We start from the raw sequence: 23418 nt of genomic DNA, 5'->3' as shown, positions 1-23418 counted from the left end.
GTCGGCGGCGCGGGTTATGCCGCGTGCATCGTGCCGGTGGCGAGTACCGGGCCGGTCGGTTGACCGGTCGGCGACCCGCCGCTCGGCTCGATCGACACGGCGAGCACCGCGCGTGCGCTGAGTTGCGCGACGACCGCGGGCGGCAGCGTAATCGACGCGGGCGCGTCGGGCGGGAAGACGCCGAGCGAAACCGGTTTCGCGTGGGGTGGAATCAACCAGAGCTCGGTCGAGCGGTTCGCGGCGATCGTCGGCTTGTCGGCCGGCACCACGACCATCCGGGCGCGCCGCAGGTCGACCGTGGCGGTCCAGTGCGCGACGCCGTCGGACCGGGCCAGCGTGGCGACCATGTAGGGGTTCTCCACGACGGCGGTGCGCTCGGGCGGCGCTTCGTGCAACCAGAACAGATTGACGGCGAGCAGCCCCAGCGCGGCGGCGCTCGCGCCCATGCCGACCCAGCGCCACAGCTTCAGGTTGTTCCACCAGCCGCCGGACGGCGCCGTGCCGGGCGCGGACGGTGCGGAGAAGAAGCCGAGATCGCGCTGGATCCGCGTCCAGATCCGGCCGGGCGGCTCGACGGGCGCAACATCGTCGCCGAGCGGCGCGACGTGGTGCTGCCAACGATCGAGCGTAGCCTGCAACGCCGGGTCGCGGGCGACGGCCTGCTCCAGTTCGCTGCGCGCATCGGCATCGAGCACGCCGAGTGCATATTCGGCGCAGCGCAGTTCGGCATCGTGATCGGCTGGCGTATTCATTGTTCCAGACACACCTTCAACTGCATCAGGCTGCGCCGGATCCAGCTTTTCAGGGTTCCGAGCGGCACGCGCAGTCGCGCCGCCAACTCGGCGTAGGTCGCACCGCTGAAGAAGGCCTCGCGCACGGCGCGGCGCTGGGGCGGTTCGAGCCGTTCCAGGCAGCGCTCCAGGCGCTGCCGCTCCTGGCTGGCTTCCGCCAGCGCGGCGGGTGTCGGGTCGTCGTCGGGCAGGTCGAGCACCTGCTCCTCGTCGAGCGGCGTCTCGCGATGCTGCCGCATCCGGTCGATCGCCCGGTTGCGGGCCAGCGTGATCAGCCAGGTCATGGCGCCGCCGCGCGCAGGGTCGAACGTGTCGGCACGGCGCCACGCGGTGGTGTAGACCTCCTGCAGCAGATCCTCGGCCTCGCCCTGGTCGTGGAGCATGCGGATGACGATGCCGAACACGCGCGACGACGTCAGCCGGTACAACTCGGCGAAGGCCGCCTGGTCGCCGCGTGCGACCCGCAGCATGACCTGATTCAGGTGCGCGCGACGCGCGGCATCGGCGTCGCCATCGCGTGAAGACTCTGACGGACCGAAGCGCTCGGCACTATCTGGCGTGTCGTTCATGCGGAGGAAGGGGCGCGGATCGCCTCTGCGTGAATGTCGAGCGGAATATAGCATCGGACGCATCTGAATGGGTCATCGGTGGCTGACACGCGCAGGACGCCGCGCGGAGCGGCGGCCTGCATCGTGCCCGATGAGCCAGATACGAACGAATTCGCCGCCCGGATGCCGGCGTCAGCCCCGCATCCGGCGCGCGGGATGACCCGTCACGTTGCGCGACGGAACAGGCGGATCACGAGCAAGAGGATCACGGCGCCGATGAGGGCGATGACGATCGAACCGAGCATTCCGCTGAAGCCGATACCGAGCAACCCGGCGAGCCAACCGCCGATCACCGCGCCCACGATGCCGACGACGATGTCGATGAGCAGGCCGAAACCGCTGCCCTTGACGAGTACGCCCGCCAGCCAGCCGGCGATGGCGCCGATGACCAGCCATACGATCAAGCCATGCATGTCCATGAACGATATTCCCTTTGGATTGGCGAAATAGTTGCAAATCCGGTGGCCACGCCTTTACCTGCGGCAGCCGGCACGTTGTGCAACGTCGGCGGTTCCGGAGAACGTCGACCGGCCCCGACGTGACTCGATCATTGCGAGGCGGCAGTTGCGGCGCTGGCCGCCTTGGCTTTCTTTGCCGCTTGGTGATGGCCGATTGCGCAACCCGCGGCGGCGCCCACTGCCCCATGGTGCCCTGCGACATGGCCGGCGACCCCGCCCACCGCTGCGCCCTTCAGGCAACCCGCGGCAAATCCCGGGATCGAAGCGGTCATCAAGGCGATGCAGGCGACCGATATCGAAAGAAATTTCATGGTTTATCTCCCTGAAAAACGCGTTGTATTGTTCGGCTTGATCGAGCAGGCCCGGTCAGAAGACGTGCGTGATCAGATAAAACAGCACCAGCAGCCCGACCGGCACGCCGAGCAGCCAGGCGATCAGGTATTTGCCCATGTCGTTGTCCTGGTGGCCGCGACGCCGTGGGCGCCGCGGCGGTTGCATCAATGCGCCATCGCGTCACAGCTCGCGGTCGAATTCCTTCAACTGCTTCTCGGCCGCGTCGCGGGCGATCCCGTAACGCTCCTGGATCTTGCCGGCCAGATACTCGCGATTGCCTTCCGCGACGGCCAGGTCGTCGTCGGTCAGCTTGCCCCACTTGGCCTTCAGCTTGCCGGAGAGTTGCTTCCACTGGCCCTTGATCTTGTCCTCGTTCATCGTGTGCTCCTTGTCATGCAGGGGATAAAAGGCGCGGCGGCGTGCCGCGCCGGAACGTCAGGCCTTCGCCTTCAGGCCGGATGCGTCGACGTGCTTCACGCCCTTGACCGCGCGCGATACGGCGATCGCCTTCTTCACGGCGATCTTCGTCGGCAGCACGCCGGTGAGCGTGACGACGCCGTCGACCGTCGTCACGCTGATGTCGACGCTCTTCAGGCCGTCGACCGTGGCCAGCCGGCCCTTCACCTTGGTCGTGATCCACGTGTCGGAGACGGGCTGGTTCGATTCGGCCTTCATGCCGTTGTCGGTCGATGCGTCCTGCGCAACCGCGTTCGTGAGCGGCGCGGCACTCAGCAGGAAAGCCGCGCTGACGGCGAGCAGCGTCGAAAGGGGGCGGGTCTGGTTCATGGATGTTCTCCTTCGCTTGGCGTAATGAATCGATGAATGCGAGCGGCGCCGCGCATTACTTGACGATCGGCGTGTCGTAGCCGGGCTCGCGCGGCGGGATGTCCGGGCGCGGCACGTCGGGCGGCAGCGGCACCGGCGGATCGGTGCCGGGCGGCGGTTCGGGCGGGCTGTCAGGCGGCGGTTCGGGCCGCGTCGGATCGGGTGTCTGATGCAGCTTCATCGTGCTTCTCCTCTGCGGTTCGGAAGGCAGCGCATGAGCGCCGATGCAGGACCAGCGTACCGATGCGAACGTGCGCGGACATCGCGCAAATTCACCTGATCGGCTAGTGCGTTTGCACGGGGCGTCGTAACGGGGAGGCGGTGCGCCCGGTGGCCGGGACGCGCGGAAAGCAGGCGCAGTGGATGCTTCGGGGATCGGCGGGACACCGCACGGTGGCGGCAGGCCGTGCGAATGTACTATGACGAATAGTGCAATCGCGCCTGTCGCGCACCGGTGCGGCACGCGATCATCGCCACACGCGCCGGCCGGCGCGTGTCGACGAAGCGGCAACCGGGCCGGCGGTCATGCAGACGACAGGGACAACCATTCGATGAACGAACAGGTAAACGAACAGGCGCTGAAGTCGCATACGGACCGGCGCCAGTTGCACCAGATCATCGCGGGGCTCACCGAGGGCGTGATCCTCGTCGAGCCCGACCAGCGGATCGTCTGGGCGAACGAGGCCGCGCTCGCGATGCACGGCGTGACCGAGCTGAAGGCGCTCGGTGCGACCGTCACCGATTACCGCGAGCGCTTCCGGCTGCGCTACCGGAACAACCACCCGGTGCGCGACGGCCACTATCCGATGGATCGCGTGATCGCGGGCGAGGAATTCAGCGACGTGACGGTCGAAGTCGAATCGGCCGCCGACGAATCCGTGAGCTGGGTCCACCGCATCCGCAGCCTCGTGCTGACGAACGCGGCGGGCGAACCCGACTGCCTCGCGCTCGTGCTGCACGATGCGACCGAATGGGCGAGCGCCGAGGAACGCTTCGAGCGCACCTTCAACGCGAACCCGGCGCCGGCCGTGATCTGCCGGCTCGACGACCTGCGCTACGTGAAGGTCAACCAGGGTTTTCTGGACATGACCGGCCACGCGCGCGACGACGTGCTCGGCCGTTCGGTGTACGAGATCGACGTGCTTGACCAGGCCGAGCGGCGCGAACTCGCGATCGAGCGGCTGGGCGAAGGCGCGACGATTCCGCAGATGGAGGCTGTGCTGAAGCTCGCGGACGGCAGCGCGAAGGCCGTGGTCGTCGCCGGGCAGCCGATCGACATGAACGACGAAGCGTGCATGCTGTTCACGTTCATGGATCTCGAGCCGCGCAAGCAGGCCGAGCGCGCGCTGCGGCAGAGCGAGGAACGCTTCGCGACTGCGTTCCGGATGGCGCCGGTCGCCACCGCGATCGTCACGGCCGACCGCGTCGAATTGCTCGACGTGAACGGCGCATTCGCCGCGATGACGGGCCATGCGCAGGACGACCTGCTCGGCAAATCCGCGGACGAGATCGGGCTGTGGGCCGAACGCGGCGCGTGGCAGCGCATCGAGGGCCGGCTCGCGCGCGACGGCAACGTGCGCAATGCCGACGTGCAGATCCGCACGCGCGAAGGCGACGTGCGCGATTGCGTCGTGTCGGCCGACCCCGTCGCGATCCACGGGCGCGACTGCCTGCTCGTCGCGCTGCTCGACATCAGCGATCGCAAGCGCACGGAGATGGAGCTCGTCTACGCGATCGAAACGGCGATGCAGGATGCGTCGTGGTTCAGCCGCACGCTGATCGAGAAGCTCGCGAACGTGCGGCGCGCGAATGCGCCGGATGCGGGCGCCCAACTGTCGGACCTGACCGCGCGCGAGCGCGACGTGTTCGACCTGCTGTGCCACGGCCTGGCCGACAAGGAGATCGCCGGCCGCCTCGGGCTCGCGCCGAACACCGTGCGCAATCACGTCGCGACCATCTACGCGAAGCTCGACGTGCACAGCCGCGGCGAGGCGATCGTGTGGGCGCGCGAACGCGGGATCGTCGGCGCATCCGAAGCGAATGGGGCGCGCGGCGAGAAGGGCGGCGCGAAAGACAAGGGCTGACGCCGTCGGTACGAATGCACCATGTGCGCTGGTGCATCCGCATCTACCGCACGCGGCGCCCGCTTGCGATCCTGTCCACTCGGCGGTGCGGCGCTGGCCGTCACATCGTCGACTCTCCCCAACCATCGCAGGAGACGACCATGGACAGGAATCGCATCGAAGGCAAGCTCAAGCAGGTCAAGGGTTCGGTCAAGGAAGCGCTCGGCAAGGTGACGGGCGACCGCAAGACGGAAGCGGAAGGCGTCGCCGAACAGGAGGCCGGCAAGATGCAGGAGCAGGCCGGCGAGGCGGCCGACGCGGTGCGCAAGCAGACGGACACCGATCGGCACTGACCGATGACGCGGCGCCGCAGACGTCGCGACGGCCGGCCGGGCCGTCATCGCAACGATGATGCGCCGCCGGCATGACCACGGGCGGCCTTGAGGGACGGGCGCCGGCAGGGCTTCCCACTGCAACGATTTACCCACGGCTCACCGTTGCGTGGGCCGCGGGGCGGCCGCGAACGCGGAACTTGATGACAAATCCTCACAACATAGTTCCGATATTTCGTTTGCTGCACGGGTATTGGCTATCCACAATCCATTCACCTCTTTCGCGATGAAAGGCTCTTCGGAGACGGAGCCGCGGCGATCGATCGGTCAGTCGGGACGTTGCATGACGCCCCGGCGGCGGACGAGATGACCGGCACGCGGGAGGTTGCCGACGCGCGGCGATCGCGCGTTGCATCCCGGCCCCCAGAACAAGGATTGTCATGACGTTCCGCATTCGTTCGCTTTCCGGCGTCGCATTGACCGCCGCGATCCTCGCGCTCCAGACCGGCGCGGTTCATGCGCAGGAGACGGTCGTCAAGGTCGGCGTGGCCGGCCCGCTGACGGGCGGTGGCGCCGCGTACGGCAAGGACATCGAGAACGGCGTGCGCATGGCCGTCGACGAAGCGAATGCCGCGCATACGACGGTGGGCGGCAAGCCCGTGAAGTTCGTCGTCGCGTCGCAGGACGACCAGAGCGATCCGCGCACCGGCGTGCAGGCCGCGCAGCAGCTCGCCGACGCGCAGGTGGCCGTCGTGATCGGCCACTTCAACTCGGGCACGACGCTGCCCGCATCGAAGATCTACGCGAAGGCCGGCATTCCGATGATCACGCCGTCGGCGACCAATCCCGACATCACGCGCGCCGGGCTCGGCACCGTGTACCGCGTGATCGCGACCGACACGCAGAACGCCGGCAACGCAGGCGCCTATGCGGCGAGCGTGACCAAGGCGAAGCGCATCGCGATCATCGACGATCGCACCGCGTTCGGCCAGGGCGAAGCCGACGAATTCGAGAAGTCCGTGAAGGCGAACGGCGGCACGATCGTCGCGCGCGAATTCACGAACGACAAGGCGGTGGACTTCAGCGCGCAGCTCACGAAGATCAAGAGCACCAATGCCGATCTCGTGTTCTTCGGCGGCCTCGACGCGCAGGCCGCGATGCTCGTGAAGCGCATGCGCCAGCTCGGCATCCGCGCGCAGTTCCTCGCGGGCGGCGGCGTGATGAACGCGAACTTCATCAAGCTGGCCGGCAATGCGGCGGAAGGCGCGTCCGTGTGGGAATACGGGCAGCCGCTGGCGCGTCTCGCGAAGGGCAAGGAGTTCGAAACGAAATTCAAGCAGAAGTACGGCATCGACATGCTCGCGTACGCGCCGTTCGCGTACGACGCGACGTGGATCGCGATCAACGCGATGCAGAAGGCGAACTCGACGAAGCCGGCCGATTTCAACGGCGCGCTGAAGGGCACGCGCTACGACGGCATCACGGGCACCATCGCGTTCACGAACACGGGCGACCTGAAGAACCCGAGCTCGACGCTGTATGAGGTGAAGAACGCCGCGTGGCAGCCCGTCACGACGAAATCGGCGGATTGAACGCAACCCGCGCGCGGACTTTCGCGGCGACGCCGGACGTGCTGAAATGCCATCAGCGATCGGTTGCGATCGCGGCGCACGCCGGTGGGACAGCCGCACGAGTCTGCCCGCGCGACGCCGCGCATGACGCGGCACGAACAACCCACGGGCGGGGCCGGCTGGCCGCGCCCAACCTGTGCAACTGGAGTCAGTCGTGAGTTCTCAAGTCGTCATCGTCGGCGGTGGTGTGATCGGCAGCTCGATCGCCTATTTCCTGCGCGCCACCGATCCCACGGTTTCCGTGACCGTGATCGAGCGCGACCCCACCTATGCGCGATCGTCGTCGGCGTTGTCGGCCGCGTCGATTCGCCAGCAGTTCTCGACGCCGCTGTCGATCGAGATGTCGCTGTTCGGCATCGACTTCCTGCGCACGATCGGTGAACGCCTCGAAGTGGACGGCCACCAGCCGTCGATCGACCTGCACGAAGGCGGCTACCTGTTCCTCGCGACGCCGGCCGGCGACTCGACACTGCGCGAGAATCATGCGCTGCAGACGAGCCTCGGCGCGGACATCCGGCTGATGGATCGCGATGCGTTGCGCGCGAAGTTTCCGTGGCTGAACGTCGACGATCTCGTGTCGGGCGCGTATGGCGTGAGCGGCGAAGGCTGGTTCGACGGCTACGGGCTCGTGCAGGCGCTGCGCAAGAAGGCGCAGGCGCTGGGTGCGCGCTACGTGCCGTCCGATGTGAAGGAGGTGGTGCGCGACGGCCGCAAGGTGACGCAGGTGGTCACGGCCGACGGCGAACGCTATGCGTGCGACACGCTCGTCAACGCGGCAGGGGCGTGGACGCGCACGCTGTCGTCGATGATGGGCATCGACATCCCCGTGTATGCGCGGCGCCGCAGCATCTTCAACGTGTCGTCGCCGGCGAAGCTCACGGATTGCCCGCTGCTGATCGATCCGACCGGCGTGTACTTCCGGCCGGAAGGGCGCACGTATATCTGCGGGACGTCGCCGAGCCCGGATCGCGACCCGGACGACCTGCCGCTCGACGAAGTCGATCACGACCTGTTCGACGAGGTGATCTGGCCGACGCTCGCGAATCGCGTGCCGGAATTCGAGGCGCTGCGCGTGGAGAACTGCTGGTCCGGCTACTACGAGTACAACGTGTTCGACCACAACGCGATCATCGGGTATCACCCGGAACTCGACAACGTCGTGTTCGCGAACGGCTACAGCGGCCACGGGCTGCAGCAAGGGCCGGCGACGGGGCGCGGCGTCAGTGAACTCATTCTGGGCGGGCGTTACGACACGCTCGACCTGTCGACGCTCGGTTGGTCGCGCGTGCTGGAGAACCGGCCGATCGTCGAAAAGAACGTCGTGTAGCGCGGCGTAACCCGCCCGGTGTGGTGGGCGGGATTCTCCTTGTGTCTCACCTCATTGGCCCGACCGTGTCGGGCCTTTTTTCGTTGCGCGTGCAAGGGTGTAGCGCGCGTCAGCCGACGCCGTAGACCGCGTCGCGCAGATCGAGCGTGTACGGGCCGTTCATCCCTTCGTAGAGCGTGTTCGACAGCGACACGACGGTGAGCCCGCGTGCGCGGTCGACGAACCACGAATGACCGTAGACGCCGCCCCAGCGCCAGGTGCCCGGGGACTCCGGCGACAGCGCCGCGCGCGGGTCGCGCAACACGGAAAACCCGATCCCGTAACCCGCACCCGGCAGGTCGGGCAGCTCGAGGTTGCCGGTGTGGACGCGGCCCATCTCGTCGACCAGCTCGGCCGGCAAGACTGCGCCGCCGCCCGCCCGCAGCGTGTCCAGCACGTTCAGCACGTCGCCGGCGGTGCCGACCATCCCGGCGCCGCCCGATGCGAATGCTTCCGCATTGAGCGCGCGGGACGGCGAGTACGTCACGCCGACGGACCCTTCGAAGATGGGTACGGCTTCGTTCTCGGCGAGCCGGTGCGGCTGCGGCGTGTCGTTGACGTAGGGCGTTGCTAGCCGCGCGGCGTCGCGTGCGACGAATCCCGTGTCGCGGGTGCCGAGCGGGCGAAGCACGAGCGCATCGACCGCATCGGCGAGCGGCAGCCCGCTGACGGCCTCGATCACTGCGCCGACCACGTCGATGGAGAGCGAGTAGTTCCAGCCGGTGCCGGGTGCGTACTGCAACGGCACGCTCGCGATCCGGCGCATGTTTTCGGCGAGCGTGATCGATGCGCCGTCGAGCCCGTCGGAGGCGCCCGCGCGCGCGTACGGGCCAGTCGCGTCGGCTTCCGCGAAGCGATAGCCGAGGCCGGCGGTATGCGTGAGCAGGTGACGCACCTTGATCGCCGGCACGCTGCCGTCACGCAGTGCCGGGCGGAACTCGGGCAACCAGCGCGTGACGTCGTCGTCGAGCGACAGCTTGTGCTGTGCAACGAGCGCCATGGCGGCCGTCGCGACGATCGGCTTCGTCACCGACGCGAGCCTGAACAGCGTGTCCTCTTGCATCGGCGTGCGTGCTTCGCGATCGGCGAACCCGGCCGCGCGGCGATAGACGAGTTCGCCGTCGCGTGCGATCAGGACGACCACGCCGACGAGGCGGTGCGTGTCGAGTTGACGGGACAGTACCGCATCGACGCGCTCGGCGAGTGCGGGATCGGTCGACGGCTGCTGGGATGACGCGCGGTTGGGGATCATCGAAGACTCTGTCGTGACGGGTGAGCCGACATGGTAGGCGGCATGCCCCGATCGTGCCGTTTATCCATACATGGAACAGGGCTTCGCGGGCTTCGTGCGCTGCAACGGCCGGCGTGGACGGCCACGGGGCGGGCGATTCAGCCGGGGGCCGCGGCGGTTCCGTGGCGGCGCGGCGCTGCGGCTGGCGGCGGCGCCCCGTCGCACCTGCGCCGGGCAGCCGACAAAATATGCCCCAAGCGGCGCGCGGCCTTCGTTAGAATCTGCTTTCGTCGAGAAAATAACGCAATTGCATGGGTGCAGCGCGGTATCGCATCACGGACACTGCTCACCCGGATTCCATCGTTCATCTTTCACCGGAGGCGAGCATGCCAGGATTACTTCCCGATGTTGACCGCGAGGGGCTCCTCGAATATTCGGTGGTGTACACCGATCGATCGGTCAACCATATGTCGCAACGCTTTCAGGGCGTCATGCGCGACATCTCCGGCACGCTGAAAAAAGTCTACAACGCGAAGTCCGTCGTGATCGTCCCCGGCAGCGGGACGTTCGGCATGGAAGCCGTCGCGCGGCAGTTCGCAACGAACAAGAAGTGCCTGGTCATCCGCAACGGCTGGTTCAGCTTCCGCTGGTCGCAGATCTTCGACATGGGCAGCATTCCGTCCGAAACGACGGTGCTGAAGGCGCGCCCGGTCGAAGCAGGGCGGCAGGCCGCGTATGCGCCGGCCCCGATCGACGAAGTGGTCGCCGCGATCAAGGAGCACAAGCCGGATCTGGTGTTTGCGCCGCATGTTGAAACCGCGTCCGGGATGATGCTGCCCGACGGGTATCTGCGTGCGGTGTCCGACGCCGTGCATGCGGTCGGCGGCATGTTCGTGCTGGATTGCATCGCGTCCGGCACGGTGTGGGTCGACATGCAGGCGAGCGGCGTCGATATCCTGATCAGCGCGCCGCAGAAGGGCTGGAGCGCGTCGCCGTGCTGCGCGATGGTCATGCTCGGCGAGCTGGCCCGCGAACGCATCGATGGCACGACCAGCACCAGCTTCGCGTGCGATCTGCGCAAGTGGCTGCAGATCATGGAAGCCTATGAAGGCGGCGGGTTCGCGTACCACGCGACGATGCCCACCGACAGCCTCACGACGCTGCGCGACGTGATGAAGGAAACCGAGGCGTACGGCTTCGACAAGGTGAAGGCGGAGCAGCTCGAGCTCGGCAAGCGGATTCGTGCGTTGCTGGCCGGGAAGGGTTTCCGGAGCGTGGCGGCGGAAGGGTTCGAGGCACCGGGTGTCGTGGTCAGTTATACGGATGACGACGGGATTCGCACCGGGAAGAAGTTTGCGGATGTCGGGTTGCAGATCGCGGCCGGCGTTCCGTTGCAATGTGACGAGGGGGAGGATTTCAAGACCTTCCGCCTCGGGTTGTTCGGCCTCGACAAGCTGCATGATGTCGATGGAGCAGTTGCACGGTTTGCGGATGCGCTGGAGCGGGTTCTTTAAGGCGCTTGGTGGAATTGGCGAGGTGTTGGACGGTGGGTGGCTGCACCTGCGGTCTATCGCCTCGCCGGATTGATGGTCGTGGTGTTGTCTGATGCGCGCGTTCGGGTTTGTGGTTCGATGTACTCATGCGCGGCGAGGGCGGTCCATCTGCCTGTACGGCTAACCTGAAGGGTTCGCATGGCATACGTCGTTCGACAGGAAGTCCCGGCGGTATCCACATACATCGACATTCGTCTTGCCGCAGGGCTGAGCAGGAAGTCGGAGCAGGCTGCGACGATCGGGTTGAGGAATGGGTTATTCAGCGTCGTGGCGTATTGCGATAGCGATCCGGTCGGTATTGGCCGGGTAATTGGCGACGGCGGTTGTTTCTTCGAGATCGTCGATATCGCGGTGTTGCCCGCTCACCAGAAGAAAGGCGTGGGCGACCTGATCATGCAGGCGCTCATGGGCTACGTTCACGAGCATGCGCCGCCGACCGCCTATGTCAGCCTGATGGCGGATCACGGGACACCGAAGTTCTACGAGCGTTACGGTTTTCAACCGTCACTGTTGCCCGAGAAGGCGGGGATGTTTCTGCGCATCATGTAACGGTGGGGCGTCGTTTTTCCTGTCGCGGTGCGGCGGCACCGGCGTACGCCGGTGCGCCCGCGCTAATTCACGCATTCCGGCACCACCGGGTCGTTGCTGCCCGTGTAGACGAATCCGTCGGAGATCCATTGATTCGAGTCGAGTCGATACCAAAGCCGTGTGGCGCCCCAGTTGCCGTTCACGGAGTCGCCGTACTGGTGGCAAGCGAGCTGGACGGTGCGCCCATTCTCGAGCGAACCGACGACCGGCGCCGACAATGAAGGCGCGCTGCGCAGATTCGCTGAACCCGGTGCCTGGACACGCGCGCTGACGGGCGTGGACGGATCGCCGGAATCCGCACTCCCGTAGTTGACCAGCCACGCCTGCGGGGAGACGCGTCGCTGATTGCGAACCGCGTATCCGGAATATGGCGAAGTGCCTTCGAAGAATTGCCAGCCGCCGATCGTCATGCCATTGACGGACACGTCATTGCCATCCTTGCTCAATGAAAAGTGAACATGCGGCCCCGTCGTTTGTCCGCCGCACGGCAGGCCGTTTCCGACGCTGCCGAGATATTCCCCCTGGCGAACACGCGTACCACTGTTCAGCGACGTCAGCTGGACCATGTGGTAATAAGTCGTCGCATAGCCATTGTCGTGAACCACCTTCACGATGGCACTGCCGTCGCGCTCGCAGCTCTTGTAAAGATAGCCGTCTCGCGCCGCCAGCACGCGGCCGTTGCCACCCGAGAAGTCGAGGGAGTTATACGGCCTGCTTTGTCCGGACCAGCCGTGTGCACCGCCCGTCCAATACCACCCGGCATTCTGTTCCCACGGCAACGCAAGGCCCGGTTGCGGCAATGCCGCCGACCGTGGTGCAAGCGATGCGCGTCTCGACGCCAGATTTTTCCGTTCGTCGGCCGCGAGCAGCGTAGGTGGCGCCGCATCGAGCAATTCTCCAAACTTGCTGCTGCCCTCCACACCCGAGATCCATTGGCCATTCACGTTGCGCGCAATGAACAGCTTCGTGACGGGATCGCCGGATTCATCCTCGTGCAGGATTTGTGTCGCAGTGCCAAATACCCACCCGGAAACGTCGTCGGTTTTGATTGCCTCGACCAGGCTGTCGTCCGACCGGGCCGGCAGCTTCAACGTTCCACCCGATCGGGATTGAAGCGCCTGCCCGATCGAGCGTTGCAACGACGTCTCGATTGGCGCCGCATGAGCGATTTCGGCAAGGCTGGCTGAAATCAGCAGGATTCCAATGGAGTATTGAATCGAATTCGAGGCAGAACGATTTAATAAATTGCGCATGGTTAAATGCACCGCGAAGATGGTTTGCAAGAAGTTCATGACGGCGCCAGCAAGCCTACATCATTTGCCAATCATTGCAAGGAAAATGAAATATATCCGGATGTGTTTTTAAATTGGATGCTTCGGATGAAATTGTTGATGCGATAGTTTCAAAGTGATTTGACCACTCGGTGAACCGGAGTCGATTGATCTGGAATCACCTTGCAGGGTGGCCATGAGGCGTCATCCATGCCCAGCCTCGTGGCGAGCCGCGTCGTGAGCTGCTTTGATCGACAAAGGATTCAATAGTCGGTTAATTGGATTGGATTATTTATAAAAAAGAAATGGTCATGGTGTGGTCTTGTTAATATCATTTGCATCTTCCTGACAAATATAGCAGTTTGATTTCAATCGGATCGAGATTTAAATTGAGCCGCGACAAAATAAATCATTTCGATTGATGAATTTTCCGGAAGTGATGCGCTGCTGAGCTCGCACGAGATCCTCGCGCAATGGCGTATCTGGAAAGGTCTCGTCGACGGAGGCGATTTCGACGGCGTGGAATCTGAACCGGATCCAGGCATCGGGGACGACTGGTACAACCTGAAGTGGATTCCATTCACGCACGACGGTAGCGGCAATCATCTGTGTATTGACCTCGATCCCGCGGACGACGGTTTCTCGGGACAAGTGATTCGGGTCTGGCCTGATGACGCGCGACGCGAGCGCATAGCGGGGGGCTTTTCGGAGTGGCTTGCCCGTATCGCCGACGAGGGACAATCAGGCTGAGCACGCGCCGAGCATGATGGTGGCGGGGTGTTGGCCGCTACGTTGATGAGCATGCTCCAAGGGCAATGCCGGTGGACCCTTGGACAAGCGCTTGGCTGCGCAGCATGGACAGGCGTTTCGTGCGCTACCGTGTCAAGCAGTACAAAACATCGGGACACCCTTCCTCGTTTCGGCTTCCGTCACTGTATGCAATCGCAACGAACCCGTGCCGCTCATAAAACGCAGCAGCATCGCGATTCAACTGGAACGTATAGAGCTGGAGCTTGCCAACCGTCTGCGATTTCACCGATTCGAGAAGGGAGGAACCAATCCCTTGTCGCTTGAATTCGGGGCACACATACAACTGATCAAGCCATGCCACGCCGTCAGCGACGACGTGCGCAGCCATGCCGACGATGCGATCATCGTTCACGGCAACGGTAACGTTGCCCGACGGCACAAGCATGTTGGCAACCCAATCGCGGACGGCGGCTTCCGGATGCGCGAGCGGCGCGTACGATGTCAGCGTGTTGCGTGACCGTAGATAGACTTCGGCTACCTCGGTGGCATCATCTGCAACCGCTCGACGCAAGATCAAGGGCATGTATCTCCCGCTCCGAAATCGTCAAAAGGTGCACAACGATAGCAGCACAGAATCGAACTTCCAAGATCGCGCAGCGCGCTGTTGAAACCGGTGAAATTAGAAGTTCAGCGCGACGTATCGAGTGCACGGTACAGCGAGTCGCCAGCGCGATCGCGTTACCGATTCGCCGCATCATTCCGGGATTCCCGGGCCTCGACATTCCCGTATCATCTGTCCGACTCACCGGGATCGCATGACCTGGCGATTCGGCACAAACGAGAGGACGAGCGATGAAGGTCGAAGGGCGCGGCCACGGCAAAGCGATCGAGCAAAACGCGGCGGCATCCACGAAGCGGGCCGGGATCGCACCCGTCACGAAGAGCACCGACCCGCGCGACTACCAGCACGCGCCCGGCATCGCCGCTGTCATGCCGAAAGCCTTCCCGGACGGCTTTGTCGTGGCAGAGCACCGGCACCCGCGTGCACAACTCGTCTACACCACGACCGGCATCGCCGAAGTCATAGCGTGCCAGTCGCTCTGGATGATTCCGCCGCATCGCGCATTGTGGATTCCGCCCGACCTGCCGCACGCGATGCGCGCCCACGGGCAGCTCGAAATGCGCACCGCCTACGTCGACCCGCAAGCGTACCGATCGGCCACCCCGGATCAGCCGAGCCTGGTCAACGTGTCGCCGCTGCTGCGTGAGTTGATCGTGCGCGCGTCGGCGTTCCCGGTTGAGATCAATCCCGACGGACGCGACGATCTCGTCATCCAGCTCATGCTGGCCGAAATCGAATGGTCGCCCGAGCAACCGTTGCGGCTGCCGTCCGGCCAGGACCGGCGTCTTGCCAGAGTCTGCGACGCGATTCTGGCGAATCCGGCCGATCAACGAACGCTGACGGAATGGGCCGATGAAGTCGGTGCATCGAGCCGGACACTGGCCCGCCTGTTCACCGCCGAAACCGGGCTGTCGTTCAGCCAGTGGCGCCAGCAGGCCCGGATTTCGGCCGCGCGTCCGCTGCTGGCATCGGGGCGCTCCGTGATCGCCGTCGCGGCCGAACTCGGCTACGAAACCACCAGCGCGTTTTCGACCGTGTTTCGCCGGTTTACCGGCATGACGCCCAGCGCTTACGCGAAACTGTCCGATTCCGCGTAGCAAACGTCTTTCCAGCAAACGCGGGGCGCGGCGTGCACGCTTATCGTGTCGGTCATCGATAACACTGACCGAACGAGGCAAGCCGACATGAAGCGACATGACATCGAATTCCAGTCCGAAGCCGCCACGCTGCGAGGCTGGTACTACGAGCCGACAGAGCACATCGCCGATACCGCAACGTATCCGGCCATCGTGATGGCGCACGGCTTCTCCGGTGTAAAGGAACAATATCTGGACCGCTACGCCGAGGTGTTTGCCGCCAGCGGCTTTGGCGTGCTGCTCTACGATCACCGGAATTTCGGCGCGAGCGACGGGTATCCGCGACAGGAAATCGACCCCGTGCAACAGAAGCGCGGCTATCGCGATGCGATCAGCTATCTGCTCACCCGCCCGGACGTCGACGCCGCACGCATCGGCATCTGGGGCACCAGTTACAGCGGCGGCCACGTGCTCGAAGTCGCGGCGATCGACCGGCGCGTCAAATGCGTGGTGTCGCAGGTGCCGACGATCAGCGGCTATCAGTCGGCGTTGCGCCGCACGCGTTCCGATCTGGTGCCGGCGGCGCTGGCTCGCTTCGATGAAGATCGTCGGCAGCGATTCGCGGGCGGTGCGCCGGCGATGTTGCCGGCTGTCAGCGCAGATCCCACGGCGGCCTGTGCGATGGCGGGCGCGGATGCATACCGGTTCTTCACCGAATCGGCGGCGCGGTTTGCACCGAACTGGAAAAACGAAGTGACGCTGCGCAGCGCCGAGCTGTCGCGCGAGAACGAGCCGGGCCAGTACGTCGACCGCATTTCGCCCACCCCGTTGCTGATGATCGTCGCCGACCAGGACTTGCTGACGCCCACCGACCTTTGCCTCAAGGCGTGGGGAAGTGCGCTGGAGCCGAAGCGGCTGCTCATGATCGCGGGCGGACATTTCACGCCGTATATCGAGCACTTCGACGCAACCAGCCGGGCGGCGGTGGAGTGGTTCACGCAGCATCTGTCCGTTGCGCGTTGATCTGGACTGTTGCAGAGCTTGCGTGTGGTGTCCACGGCTTGCGCGAATGTCGCCGCCGGGGGTTTTGACGGTGACTGCGTTTGTCAGGCAAATGGAAGGTTGATGCGCGACGGCGTCACGCCACGCGCCTGAAGCGACGCCGGCGAACGACTCGCGGAGCCAGGTCGTTACGCGGGCTCACGAACGATGCGGCATCACCTGGGCACACACGACGGCGACCGATGGCTTCGTTATATGGAGTAATAGCTGTAATTTGGCCTGAAATTTTCTTTCCGGCGACTCGGGCTAGACTGGTCTCGCCTTGATACCCCCCCAAGGTGTTGTTGTGTTCTCGGCTTGGCCCGCACTCAGGTGCGGGCCAATTTTTCGGGCGGGCGCCAGCGGCGGCCGAACGATCGCCGACCGGATGCACATTGGAGGAAACATAGCGTGACAGTACGCCCGACAGTCCGCGATGCCGGTTCGCTCGTGCGGATCGCCGCGTTGAGCGCGGCGGCGGCAGCCGCGACGGTGTCCGCCATGCCGCCGGCGTTCGCGCAAGCCAGCGAGCCCGTGACCAGCAGCGTGTTCGTGCACCGGTCGTACGATTCGGGCAATAGCGCGATCAACGAAAACTTCCAGTACATCGCACATCCGCCGATCCAGCCGGTTGCCGCGAGCGCGCCGCCGGTCACGCGTGGCGCGCACCGCGGCCACCGCGGACAAACGGGCACCACGAATTCGGCCGGCGCAACCGGCAGCGGGTCGAACAGCGCGGCCATTCCCTTGCCGACCATGCCGGCGGACGGGCCGTCCGGCGCGCCGGTTTCGCAGTAGTCGTTTCTTTCCGAATCCTTCCAGGCAAGCCTGTCGATCGACGATCGGTCGCAACGCCGCACGCGATCGTCGGCTATCGCCAGGATCATGATGACGTCAGGCAGCACGGTGTGACCGCTCGATGAGGGGTGAGCGGGATGTCTCCTTGTATCTCGCTCGTTGGCCCGACTGTGTCGGGCTTTTTTTGTTTAGTCGCGAGCGGGGGTGCCGGCGACGGCGACGTGTGGCACCATCGCGGTGATTTACACAATCCATCCGGGTGCCGGCAGACCCATCTATCCGAGGGGGAGTCATGTTTGACCATGTCAAATTCGGCGTGACCGACTTTGCAGCCAGCAAGGCGTTTTTCCTGAACGCACTTGAACCGCTTGGCGTCGAGGTGCAGGGGGAGGGCGAGCCGTCTTACGGCATCGAGATTTCTCCGCCGGGCAAGCCGTCGTTGTGCCTGTTCCTGACGACGGAGAAACCGGCGCATCTTCACATCGCGTTCGTGGCCGACAACCGGCAGCAAGTCGAAGCGTTCTATCGCGCGGCGCTGGCGGCAGGCGGGAAGGACAACGGCGCGCCGGGGCTGCGGCCGCACTATCACGCGAATTACTACGCGGCGTTTGTCATCGGGCCGGATGGACACAATATCGAGGTGGTGTGTCATCAGGCGTAGGGGGGATTCCCTGTCAAAGGGAGTCGGGAGGCGAGGTTGCCCGGGATGTCACGCGTTGATGAACTGTCGCTGACCGATGCCTCCGGAACGATGAGCAAACGCATGCCTTCGAATCTTTTGCAAGAAGCAGTGACCGGCGATTAACGTCAGGACCCTGGCCGTACCTGTCGCGATCGCCGGTGCACTACACTCGGCGGACACGCGTTGCAGCGTGATATCAACAAGCGGCGAATACGATACCAACACCATCCGGGGCGGGAGGCGCTGGCTTCCTGAAAGAGACGATGCCAATCAGCAAATTGAAGGCAATGCCGGCGTTTCGCGACGACGCACCGCGGCAGATCCGTCACGCTATCGCACTTTTCACGATTGTCTGGCTCATCGAGATCGGATTCGCCGTCTGGCTGCTGACGGTGAGTTTCGATCTGGCTGGCCAGGTGTCCGCGGAGAAGGCGGCGCTCATGCGTAAAAACGCCGTGACGATTGCGATAGTCCAGGCCTTCTGGCTTTCGTTGAACGCCGGCCTGATCGTGGGCCTCTGCCGGCGACAAAAGCTCGCGCGCATGCTGGAACTGGTGTTCACGATCGTCACGACGTTGGCCTTCATCGTGGCGGGGCTTCCTTTCGGCATGAGTCTGATCGAAGTCGGCTTTTTCGCCAATGCGATCGCCACCGTGCTTATTTTTACGGGCCCGTGTACGCGCTGGTTCCAGGCGGTGGCTTCTTCATAAGCGCGTCGCGCCTTCGCCTTCGGCTGACGGAGCGAGGACTTGCTGCCAGAAGTGCGCCTTTGCGTGATGGCGGCTTTCGAGTCACGACGTGAAGACTCAACGGAGAATCGAGCGATGACCTCGAAAAGCATCCGCAGGGCAACGGCAGACGACATACCGGCGCTGACGCAGATCCGGAATGACGCGCATGCGAAGAAGCTCACGCACGGCGATCATGTGTGGGGCAAGGAAGGTGATGGATTTTCCGAGGCGTGGGTACGCAACAACGTCTCTCACAAGGACGTGTATGTCGTCGAACTGGACGGCACGTTGGCCGGGACGTTCTCGCTCGCGTTCGACGAGGACAAGCACTGGGGGCCGCAGGAACCGATCGCCGGTTACGTGCATGGCCTTTGTGTGCGGGAGGGTTTCAACGGGCAACGGCTCGGCAGCGTCATGCTCGACTGGTGCGCTCGCGAGGTGAGCCGATTGAACCGGCGTTTCGTTCGACTTGATTGCGCGGTTGAAAATACGACGCTCTGCGCTTACTACGAGTCGCTCGGCTTCATTCGCGTCGGGTTGAAATCAGACGGGATCGTGTGGGCACTGTACGAGAAACCGGCTGAGTAGCGATCAATTGAAGCCCCGGCAATGTCACCCGGACATTTCAACCAACCACTGCATCACCGGAACGCACATGCGAGCTTTATGCTCGGCACGCACGCTCATTCGACAGAAGCCGCCGGATCATCGACAATTCGCGGCTAACAAAACATGAGAGAAGGGGGCAGGGGCATGCGCAGGGTCTTCAAGTCGCTCGGAGTGATCCTGAGCATTTCCGTCGTGGGTATCGCAGCGGCGCAAGCCGCCTCCAACGAACTCGCATTCCCGCGCTTCACCCAGGCGGAGGGCCGGACGGATAGCGACGGGCTTCCGCTGTCCGGCGCGAAACTCTGCGTGCTTCCCGAGCGTGCGCCGTGCTTCCAGATGCCGCCTGCGCCGCTTCCCAATTCGCCGAAGGAGTTTTACCAGTTCGGACTGATGCCACGGTCCGAACGGTTGCCGATCGCATCGGGCGGTTCCTGGGTGTTCTTCTCGGGGATGTTCTCGGGCGGCGGCAGCGGGATGCTGGAGCGTGTGGCGATCTTGCGTTATGGCGCGAACGGCAAGATCGAAAACCTGATGCCGGAAGTCACCCAGACGGAATCGGCTGACCGCGCGATGTGGAAGGTGCCGGACGTGTCGCCCTATCCGGTGTTCGTTCGGGCGGACTTCGTGTGGGCCGACAACGAGGATCATTTCGGCAAGCACCTCTTCGACGTCGACGCGTGGGTGTTCGATCCCGCAACCAGCCTGTACAAGAAGCGGTTTTCCTACCGGACGACCCGGCGCTACGACCGCGGCGAAGGCTCGGATCATGTGCTGGCCACCGAACGAGCGGAAATTCTGCGACGCCTCGCGGCCAGCAAGTAGCTGCCGTTGCGGCAATGAATGAGGGGCGGTCACGCGACTGCTTTTGGCGGCCGGACGCGTCATTCAGGCGTCTGCGTCCGACGAAGGCTGTCTTTCCGGTCGCGCTAGCGCGACGGGCAGCCACCGTCGGTCGAAGTCACCGTACGTCGATCAGGGCGGTGCGAGTCACGCCAGGCACACTGTCGGCGACATAACGAACCGTTTCCTGCCCCTTGAAACTCGTGTCGGGAATATAGAAAACCTGTGCGCCGTGAACCATCTGCCCGGCGCATGGCGAGTTGGATCCGATGGCATAGTCGCCTTCCCGAATATCGATACTCCCGTGCAAGGGGGGCTGCACCACGGTGATGTGTGGCGTGAAGCGTGCGACACATGCTTTCGACCATGATGCGTGAGAGCTCAGCAGCACCGGAACGCCGGATGGGGTCGATCTGTGAAAATCGGCGGGACGAACGGGGTCTTCGGATGCCTTGTTCGTGGTTGCGGGTTCTGCCTTGTTCGTGCTTCTGGACCGCTGCGCCAGTTGCAAGCGCGCTCTCTCCGGCACGTCTGCCAGCCATTCGGCCGGTATCGCGAAGTTGATGTTTTCCGCCTGGGATGGCGAGATTTGTCTGGCGGTGATGCCGATCAACCTTCCTCGCTCGTCAAACAGGCCGCCACCGCTCGAGCCGGGAGAAATGGGCGCCGAGATCTGGATGCTCGTGACGCCGCGATCCGGATCGCGGACGAATCCGGAAATCAGGCCGTCGCTCATCGTGTTCTCGCGAGCAAACGGAGAGCCGATGGCGTAAACATGCTGACCGATCTTCAACGACGAAAGCGGCGCGACCTGGGCGCCCGGCAGATGAAGTCCCTCAACCGACAGCACACACAGGTCGCGCTCCGCGTCCGGCTCGATCAGGCGGGCGCCATAACTCATGTTGCCGTGCACGATGGCGGCTGCGACGCCATCCGACAGCACGTGGCAATTGGTCACCACCTTCTCGTCGCCTATGACCACCGCGCTCCCGATTTTCTTGCCATTGGGTGTCACCACCACGACACGCCACACGATGGGGCTCAGCCTGTCGTAGAGCGCCGACGCATCGGTGGCGGCGGCGACAGCATCGTGTGAGGACGTGAGCCCCACGCCGAAAAGCGTCACGCCGAACAGGCACGCAAGCGCCGCGACGTATCGAGTCGTATCAACGCGCATGGCTGCCTCCCGGCAACAACCCGTCGAGAGACTCCATCGGTACTGCACCGGAACGGGACGGGTGTTCGGGCGCGTCCTGACGCGACGACGAGGGGCCGAAAGGGCTCTGGTAGGCGATCTTGCCGGCCACCGGGTCGAACACCGACGCCGGCGGAACATGGCCGGGCGTGGCGCCGTCGCTGTGCACGTAGGCGTCGAGTGCCGAAAACACTTCGTTCACGTCCCAGCCGACCATGCGAAGCGGCACGGCTTTCGGATCCTGCAGCATGTGTATGGTGACCCATTTGCTGCGTGAAATCGAGACGCCGCCCGGCAGGAAAATCACGCCGCCGTACGCGACTTTCCGCAGGAATTGCCGGTCGAAATGCGGGTCTGCGGGAGGACGATCGTTCATCGACAATCCGCCGGTGGGCGCCTCGGGAACCATCACGAAATACCGGAAGCCCATCTGGCGCGTGAGATCGGCACAGCGGTACAGGAGGTAACGCCCGACCTTCTCGTCCGAGGTCTTGGGGTTACCCGTGAACTTGACGCGATAGGTCGCATCGTCGATCCGCTCTTCCGAATATCCACCGGTGGTAAGGGCGCTTCCAAGTCTTTGGTATGGCGTCGCGCATGCGGTGAGCATGCACAGAGTTGAAAGTGCAAGGAATGATTTTGTAAGTGAATTCATCTACGCCCCGTGCTGCATGAATCCTTGAATTATTCTTTCGAGCCCTAACGATCGCGTCACTGTACCAAATGCCCGTGAGCGGCAGTGTGATCGAGTGCGATTCCGTCGCGGCAGTGTACGACTGTCGGTGGTTGCAGCACCATCGATTAACAATGGTTTGCAAGGCAGTGCGTGGGGGCGCGGCTTCGACCGGTTGCAGCCGATCGAAACCTTCGAACAAGCGCGGCTATCCGGGGCGCGCAAGTTAGCGATCCGGTTATCGAGATAGCCGTTTATTGAGGTCCTTTGCCGGCCGTCGGATCACGCGTCACCGATCTTTCGCAGGCGGTATCGGTTTCGCGCTTTCGGCCGTGCGGTCTCCGCAAACCCTATCGCTGCGCGTCCCCGTACGTCTCCTTGCACACTCCGCGCAGCGCCTCGACGAGCAGATCCCGCGCGGGCGAGCGCGAATCGGCGGCACGCGTGAACAGCGCGATGGGCGGAAGCGTCCACACCAGCGAGTAAGGCACGATCGCCACCCCGGCGATCCGCACCAGTTCTTCCGCGATATCGGCGGGCACGATCGACACGGCCTCGTCGCTCGACGCGATCATTTCGCCGATCAGCTTGGATGAGTAACTTTCGACGACCGGAACGGGCGGCGCGATGCCGGCTGACAGAAACAGGTCGGTGACCTGTTCCCGCATCGGCGTGTGCGGTGCGCCGAGAATCCAGTCGAGCGCGTGCAGCTTGTGCCAGTCGAGCGCGGTGCGGGCCAGTTTCGCGGCAAGCCGCCGGCTCGCGATCATGCGCGGCTGCTGCTGGTACAGCACTTCGAAGGAGACCTGGCCCAGGTCGATCGCCGACGACGCCCGCCCGATCACGATGTCGACGCTGTGATCCCTGAGCTGCAACAGCAGCTGATCGCTGGTGCCTTCGTGAATCGTCACGGTCAGGCGCCTTTCCATGCGCGCTTGCAGCCGCTTGAGCGCCGCCGACAGCATCTGTCCGGAAATGAACGGAATCACGCCGATGTGCAGGTGGGCCGCATGCCCGGCGGCGACCGCCTCCATCTCGCGGGCGAGGTGGTCGAGATCCTTGATCATCGCCTTCGCCCGCTCGAGCACGACCGCGCCGAGCGCGGTGGGCCGCATGCCGCGCGACGAGCGCTCGAACAGCGGCGTGCCGAACATGCTCTCCAGCTCGGACAGCGCGTTCGTCACGGCCGGCTGGCTGCTGGCCATGTGCTCCGCGACGCGCGTCAGCGATCCGTGCTGCTGGATCTGCAGCAACAGCACCAGGTGCCGCATCTTCAAGCGGGCGCCCAGCCGCCTGACCACGTCGTTTGCGTCAAAAGTCATTGACTGGTCACGTATTCATCATGAAAAAG

At 64.3% G+C, this 23418-nt stretch carries 28 protein-coding genes; 14 read left to right on the top strand and 14 right to left on the bottom strand.

Going from position 1 to position 23418, the window contains the following annotated elements:
* Positions 1-14: 14 nt before the first annotated feature.
* The 8 genes from G3N99_RS02420 to G3N99_RS02390 all read right to left on the bottom strand — a co-directional run bounded on the left by G3N99_RS02420 (position 15) and on the right by G3N99_RS02390 (position 3196).
* Positions 15-752: an anti-sigma factor gene (locus G3N99_RS02420; RefSeq protein WP_206121545.1), complete on the bottom strand. Its 738-nt coding sequence runs from the start codon at positions 750-752 to the stop codon at positions 15-17.
* A complete protein-coding gene (locus tag G3N99_RS02415) occupies positions 749-1360 on the bottom strand; it encodes a sigma-70 family RNA polymerase sigma factor (protein ID WP_206121544.1) in 612 nt (203 codons plus the stop codon). The genes G3N99_RS02420 and G3N99_RS02415 overlap by 4 nt, the downstream gene beginning before the upstream one ends.
* A gap of 203 nt (positions 1361-1563) precedes the next feature.
* The gene (locus tag G3N99_RS02410) at positions 1564-1818 is read right to left on the bottom strand and encodes a GlsB/YeaQ/YmgE family stress response membrane protein (protein WP_174940074.1); all 255 of its coding nucleotides are present in this window, start codon (positions 1816-1818) and stop codon (positions 1564-1566) included.
* A 128-nt stretch (positions 1819-1946) separates the two neighbouring features.
* Positions 1947-2168: a hypothetical protein gene (locus G3N99_RS02405; RefSeq protein ID WP_174938131.1), complete on the bottom strand. Its 222-nt coding sequence runs from the start codon at positions 2166-2168 to the stop codon at positions 1947-1949.
* A gap of 55 nt (positions 2169-2223) precedes the next feature.
* Positions 2224-2355 carry a hypothetical protein gene (locus G3N99_RS42345; RefSeq protein WP_277396316.1) on the bottom strand — a complete coding sequence of 44 codons (132 nt, stop codon included), beginning with the start codon at positions 2353-2355 and terminating at the stop codon, positions 2224-2226.
* Between the two features lie 15 nt (positions 2356-2370).
* Entirely contained in the window at positions 2371-2568 is a 198-nt protein-coding gene (locus G3N99_RS02400) for a CsbD family protein (protein ID WP_011356274.1), read from the bottom strand.
* A gap of 57 nt (positions 2569-2625) precedes the next feature.
* Positions 2626-2976: a BON domain-containing protein gene (locus tag G3N99_RS02395; RefSeq protein ID WP_174981588.1), complete on the bottom strand. Its 351-nt coding sequence runs from the start codon at positions 2974-2976 to the stop codon at positions 2626-2628.
* Between the two features lie 55 nt (positions 2977-3031).
* The gene (locus G3N99_RS02390) at positions 3032-3196 is read right to left on the bottom strand and encodes a hypothetical protein (RefSeq protein WP_174938135.1); all 165 of its coding nucleotides are present in this window, start codon (positions 3194-3196) and stop codon (positions 3032-3034) included.
* 370 nt (positions 3197-3566) lie between these two features.
* Here G3N99_RS02390 and G3N99_RS02385 point away from each other — a divergent pair, with 370 nt between their 5' ends.
* The 4 genes from G3N99_RS02385 to G3N99_RS02370 all read left to right on the top strand — a co-directional run bounded on the left by G3N99_RS02385 (position 3567) and on the right by G3N99_RS02370 (position 8368).
* Positions 3567-5099 (top strand): helix-turn-helix transcriptional regulator, encoded by a 1533-nt coding sequence (locus tag G3N99_RS02385; RefSeq protein WP_206121543.1) that lies wholly within the window; start codon positions 3567-3569, stop codon positions 5097-5099.
* Between the two features lie 140 nt (positions 5100-5239).
* Positions 5240-5431 (top strand): CsbD family protein, encoded by a 192-nt coding sequence (locus G3N99_RS02380; RefSeq protein WP_174938139.1) that lies wholly within the window; start codon positions 5240-5242, stop codon positions 5429-5431.
* A 419-nt stretch (positions 5432-5850) separates the two neighbouring features.
* A complete protein-coding gene (locus tag G3N99_RS02375) occupies positions 5851-7002 on the top strand; it encodes a branched-chain amino acid ABC transporter substrate-binding protein (RefSeq protein WP_089443313.1) in 1152 nt (383 codons plus the stop codon).
* A gap of 193 nt (positions 7003-7195) precedes the next feature.
* Positions 7196-8368, top strand: coding sequence for an FAD-binding oxidoreductase (locus G3N99_RS02370; protein WP_174938141.1), 1173 nt, complete (start codon positions 7196-7198; stop codon positions 8366-8368).
* 109 nt (positions 8369-8477) lie between these two features.
* Here G3N99_RS02370 and G3N99_RS02365 read toward each other — a convergent pair whose 3' ends face one another.
* Positions 8478-9659 carry a serine hydrolase domain-containing protein gene (locus G3N99_RS02365; protein ID WP_174981590.1) on the bottom strand — a complete coding sequence of 394 codons (1182 nt, stop codon included), beginning with the start codon at positions 9657-9659 and terminating at the stop codon, positions 8478-8480.
* A gap of 365 nt (positions 9660-10024) precedes the next feature.
* Between G3N99_RS02365 and G3N99_RS02360 the strand changes: the two genes are divergently transcribed.
* Both G3N99_RS02360 and G3N99_RS02355 read left to right on the top strand, forming a co-directional pair.
* Positions 10025-11152: an aminotransferase class V-fold PLP-dependent enzyme gene (locus G3N99_RS02360; protein WP_174938145.1), complete on the top strand. Its 1128-nt coding sequence runs from the start codon at positions 10025-10027 to the stop codon at positions 11150-11152.
* A 177-nt stretch (positions 11153-11329) separates the two neighbouring features.
* Entirely contained in the window at positions 11330-11740 is a 411-nt protein-coding gene (locus G3N99_RS02355; protein WP_174938147.1) for a GNAT family N-acetyltransferase, read from the top strand.
* 62 nt (positions 11741-11802) lie between these two features.
* Here the strand turns inward: G3N99_RS02355 and G3N99_RS02350 are convergent, their stop codons facing one another.
* Positions 11803-13032, bottom strand: a complete 1230-nt coding sequence (locus G3N99_RS02350) for a peptidoglycan DD-metalloendopeptidase family protein (RefSeq protein ID WP_174940163.1) — start codon at positions 13030-13032, stop codon at positions 11803-11805.
* Positions 13033-13458: 426 nt separating this feature from the next.
* Between G3N99_RS02350 and G3N99_RS42510 the strand changes: the two genes are divergently transcribed.
* Positions 13459-13800, top strand: a complete 342-nt coding sequence (locus G3N99_RS42510) for an SMI1/KNR4 family protein (protein ID WP_206121550.1) — start codon at positions 13459-13461, stop codon at positions 13798-13800.
* Between the two features lie 124 nt (positions 13801-13924).
* On the opposite strand, the gene G3N99_RS02340 is transcribed toward G3N99_RS42510, so the two are convergent.
* Entirely contained in the window at positions 13925-14383 is a 459-nt protein-coding gene (locus G3N99_RS02340) for a GNAT family N-acetyltransferase (RefSeq protein ID WP_206121542.1), read from the bottom strand.
* Between the two features lie 269 nt (positions 14384-14652).
* Here G3N99_RS02340 and G3N99_RS02335 point away from each other — a divergent pair, with 269 nt between their 5' ends.
* From G3N99_RS02335 to G3N99_RS02305, 7 genes are all read left to right on the top strand, one after another.
* Entirely contained in the window at positions 14653-15519 is an 867-nt protein-coding gene (locus tag G3N99_RS02335) for a helix-turn-helix transcriptional regulator (protein WP_206121541.1), read from the top strand.
* 45 nt (positions 15520-15564) lie between these two features.
* Positions 15565-16521: an alpha/beta hydrolase gene (locus G3N99_RS02330; RefSeq protein WP_346778460.1), complete on the top strand. Its 957-nt coding sequence runs from the start codon at positions 15565-15567 to the stop codon at positions 16519-16521.
* Positions 16522-16950: 429 nt separating this feature from the next.
* On the top strand, positions 16951-17337 hold the full coding sequence (locus G3N99_RS02325) for a hypothetical protein (RefSeq protein WP_206121540.1): 387 nt from the start codon (positions 16951-16953) through the stop codon (positions 17335-17337).
* Between the two features lie 292 nt (positions 17338-17629).
* Entirely contained in the window at positions 17630-17998 is a 369-nt protein-coding gene (locus G3N99_RS02320; RefSeq protein ID WP_206121539.1) for a VOC family protein, read from the top strand.
* 284 nt (positions 17999-18282) lie between these two features.
* Positions 18283-18729: a hypothetical protein gene (locus G3N99_RS02315; RefSeq protein ID WP_174981606.1), complete on the top strand. Its 447-nt coding sequence runs from the start codon at positions 18283-18285 to the stop codon at positions 18727-18729.
* A gap of 39 nt (positions 18730-18768) precedes the next feature.
* Complete coding sequence (locus G3N99_RS02310) at positions 18769-19338, top strand: GNAT family N-acetyltransferase (RefSeq protein WP_241011420.1); 570 nt, start codon at positions 18769-18771, stop codon at positions 19336-19338.
* A gap of 165 nt (positions 19339-19503) precedes the next feature.
* Positions 19504-20181 carry a hypothetical protein gene (locus tag G3N99_RS02305; RefSeq protein WP_174938168.1) on the top strand — a complete coding sequence of 226 codons (678 nt, stop codon included), beginning with the start codon at positions 19504-19506 and terminating at the stop codon, positions 20179-20181.
* Between the two features lie 136 nt (positions 20182-20317).
* Here G3N99_RS02305 and G3N99_RS02300 read toward each other — a convergent pair whose 3' ends face one another.
* From G3N99_RS02300 to G3N99_RS02290, 3 genes are all read right to left on the bottom strand, one after another.
* Complete coding sequence (locus G3N99_RS02300; protein WP_206121538.1) at positions 20318-21376, bottom strand: serine protease; 1059 nt, start codon at positions 21374-21376, stop codon at positions 20318-20320.
* Positions 21366-22049 carry a hypothetical protein gene (locus tag G3N99_RS02295; RefSeq protein ID WP_206121537.1) on the bottom strand — a complete coding sequence of 228 codons (684 nt, stop codon included), beginning with the start codon at positions 22047-22049 and terminating at the stop codon, positions 21366-21368. The genes G3N99_RS02300 and G3N99_RS02295 overlap by 11 nt, the downstream gene beginning before the upstream one ends.
* A 368-nt stretch (positions 22050-22417) precedes the next feature.
* Positions 22418-23389, bottom strand: coding sequence for a LysR substrate-binding domain-containing protein (locus tag G3N99_RS02290; protein WP_174940102.1), 972 nt, complete (start codon positions 23387-23389; stop codon positions 22418-22420).
* Between the last annotated feature and the right edge of the window lie 29 nt (positions 23390-23418).

It is taken from the genome of Burkholderia sp. Ac-20392 (assembly GCF_017104585.1).
Lineage (GTDB): Bacteria > Pseudomonadota > Gammaproteobacteria > Burkholderiales > Burkholderiaceae > Burkholderia > Burkholderia lata.
The sequence above is the reverse complement of the archived record's forward strand: the minus strand, read 5'-3'. Positions and strand labels throughout refer to the sequence as shown.

Bases quoted from the DNA above. Each gene is read 5' to 3' on its own strand.
- G3N99_RS02360 (WP_174938145.1), top strand. From the start codon at position 10,025: ATGCCAGGATTACTTCCCGATGTTGACCGCGAGGGGCTCCTCGAATAT.
- G3N99_RS02340 (WP_206121542.1), bottom strand. From the start codon at position 14,383: ATGCCCTTGATCTTGCGTCGAGCGGTTGCAGATGATGCCACCGAGGTA.
- G3N99_RS02335 (WP_206121541.1), top strand. From the start codon at position 14,653: ATGAAGGTCGAAGGGCGCGGCCACGGCAAAGCGATCGAGCAAAACGCG.
- G3N99_RS02305 (WP_174938168.1), top strand. From the start codon at position 19,504: ATGCGCAGGGTCTTCAAGTCGCTCGGAGTGATCCTGAGCATTTCCGTC.
- G3N99_RS02390 (WP_174938135.1), bottom strand. From the start codon at position 3,196: ATGAAGCTGCATCAGACACCCGATCCGACGCGGCCCGAACCGCCGCCT.
- G3N99_RS02385 (WP_206121543.1), top strand. From the start codon at position 3,567: ATGAACGAACAGGTAAACGAACAGGCGCTGAAGTCGCATACGGACCGG.
- G3N99_RS02420 (WP_206121545.1), bottom strand. From the start codon at position 752: ATGAATACGCCAGCCGATCACGATGCCGAACTGCGCTGCGCCGAATAT.
- G3N99_RS02405 (WP_174938131.1), bottom strand. From the start codon at position 2,168: ATGAAATTTCTTTCGATATCGGTCGCCTGCATCGCCTTGATGACCGCT.
- G3N99_RS02415 (WP_206121544.1), bottom strand. From the start codon at position 1,360: ATGAACGACACGCCAGATAGTGCCGAGCGCTTCGGTCCGTCAGAGTCT.
- G3N99_RS02365 (WP_174981590.1), bottom strand. From the start codon at position 9,659: ATGATCCCCAACCGCGCGTCATCCCAGCAGCCGTCGACCGATCCCGCA.
- G3N99_RS02400 (WP_011356274.1), bottom strand. From the start codon at position 2,568: ATGAACGAGGACAAGATCAAGGGCCAGTGGAAGCAACTCTCCGGCAAG.
- G3N99_RS02290 (WP_174940102.1), bottom strand. From the start codon at position 23,389: ATGACTTTTGACGCAAACGACGTGGTCAGGCGGCTGGGCGCCCGCTTG.
- G3N99_RS02320 (WP_206121539.1), top strand. From the start codon at position 17,630: ATGTTTGACCATGTCAAATTCGGCGTGACCGACTTTGCAGCCAGCAAG.
- G3N99_RS02300 (WP_206121538.1), bottom strand. From the start codon at position 21,376: ATGCGCGTTGATACGACTCGATACGTCGCGGCGCTTGCGTGCCTGTTC.
- G3N99_RS02380 (WP_174938139.1), top strand. From the start codon at position 5,240: ATGGACAGGAATCGCATCGAAGGCAAGCTCAAGCAGGTCAAGGGTTCG.
- G3N99_RS02355 (WP_174938147.1), top strand. From the start codon at position 11,330: ATGGCATACGTCGTTCGACAGGAAGTCCCGGCGGTATCCACATACATC.
- G3N99_RS02315 (WP_174981606.1), top strand. From the start codon at position 18,283: ATGCCAATCAGCAAATTGAAGGCAATGCCGGCGTTTCGCGACGACGCA.
- G3N99_RS02395 (WP_174981588.1), bottom strand. From the start codon at position 2,976: ATGAACCAGACCCGCCCCCTTTCGACGCTGCTCGCCGTCAGCGCGGCT.
- G3N99_RS02295 (WP_206121537.1), bottom strand. From the start codon at position 22,049: ATGAATTCACTTACAAAATCATTCCTTGCACTTTCAACTCTGTGCATG.
- G3N99_RS42345 (WP_277396316.1), bottom strand. From the start codon at position 2,355: ATGCAACCGCCGCGGCGCCCACGGCGTCGCGGCCACCAGGACAACGAC.
- G3N99_RS02410 (WP_174940074.1), bottom strand. From the start codon at position 1,818: ATGGACATGCATGGCTTGATCGTATGGCTGGTCATCGGCGCCATCGCC.
- G3N99_RS02375 (WP_089443313.1), top strand. From the start codon at position 5,851: ATGACGTTCCGCATTCGTTCGCTTTCCGGCGTCGCATTGACCGCCGCG.
- G3N99_RS02350 (WP_174940163.1), bottom strand. From the start codon at position 13,032: ATGCGCAATTTATTAAATCGTTCTGCCTCGAATTCGATTCAATACTCC.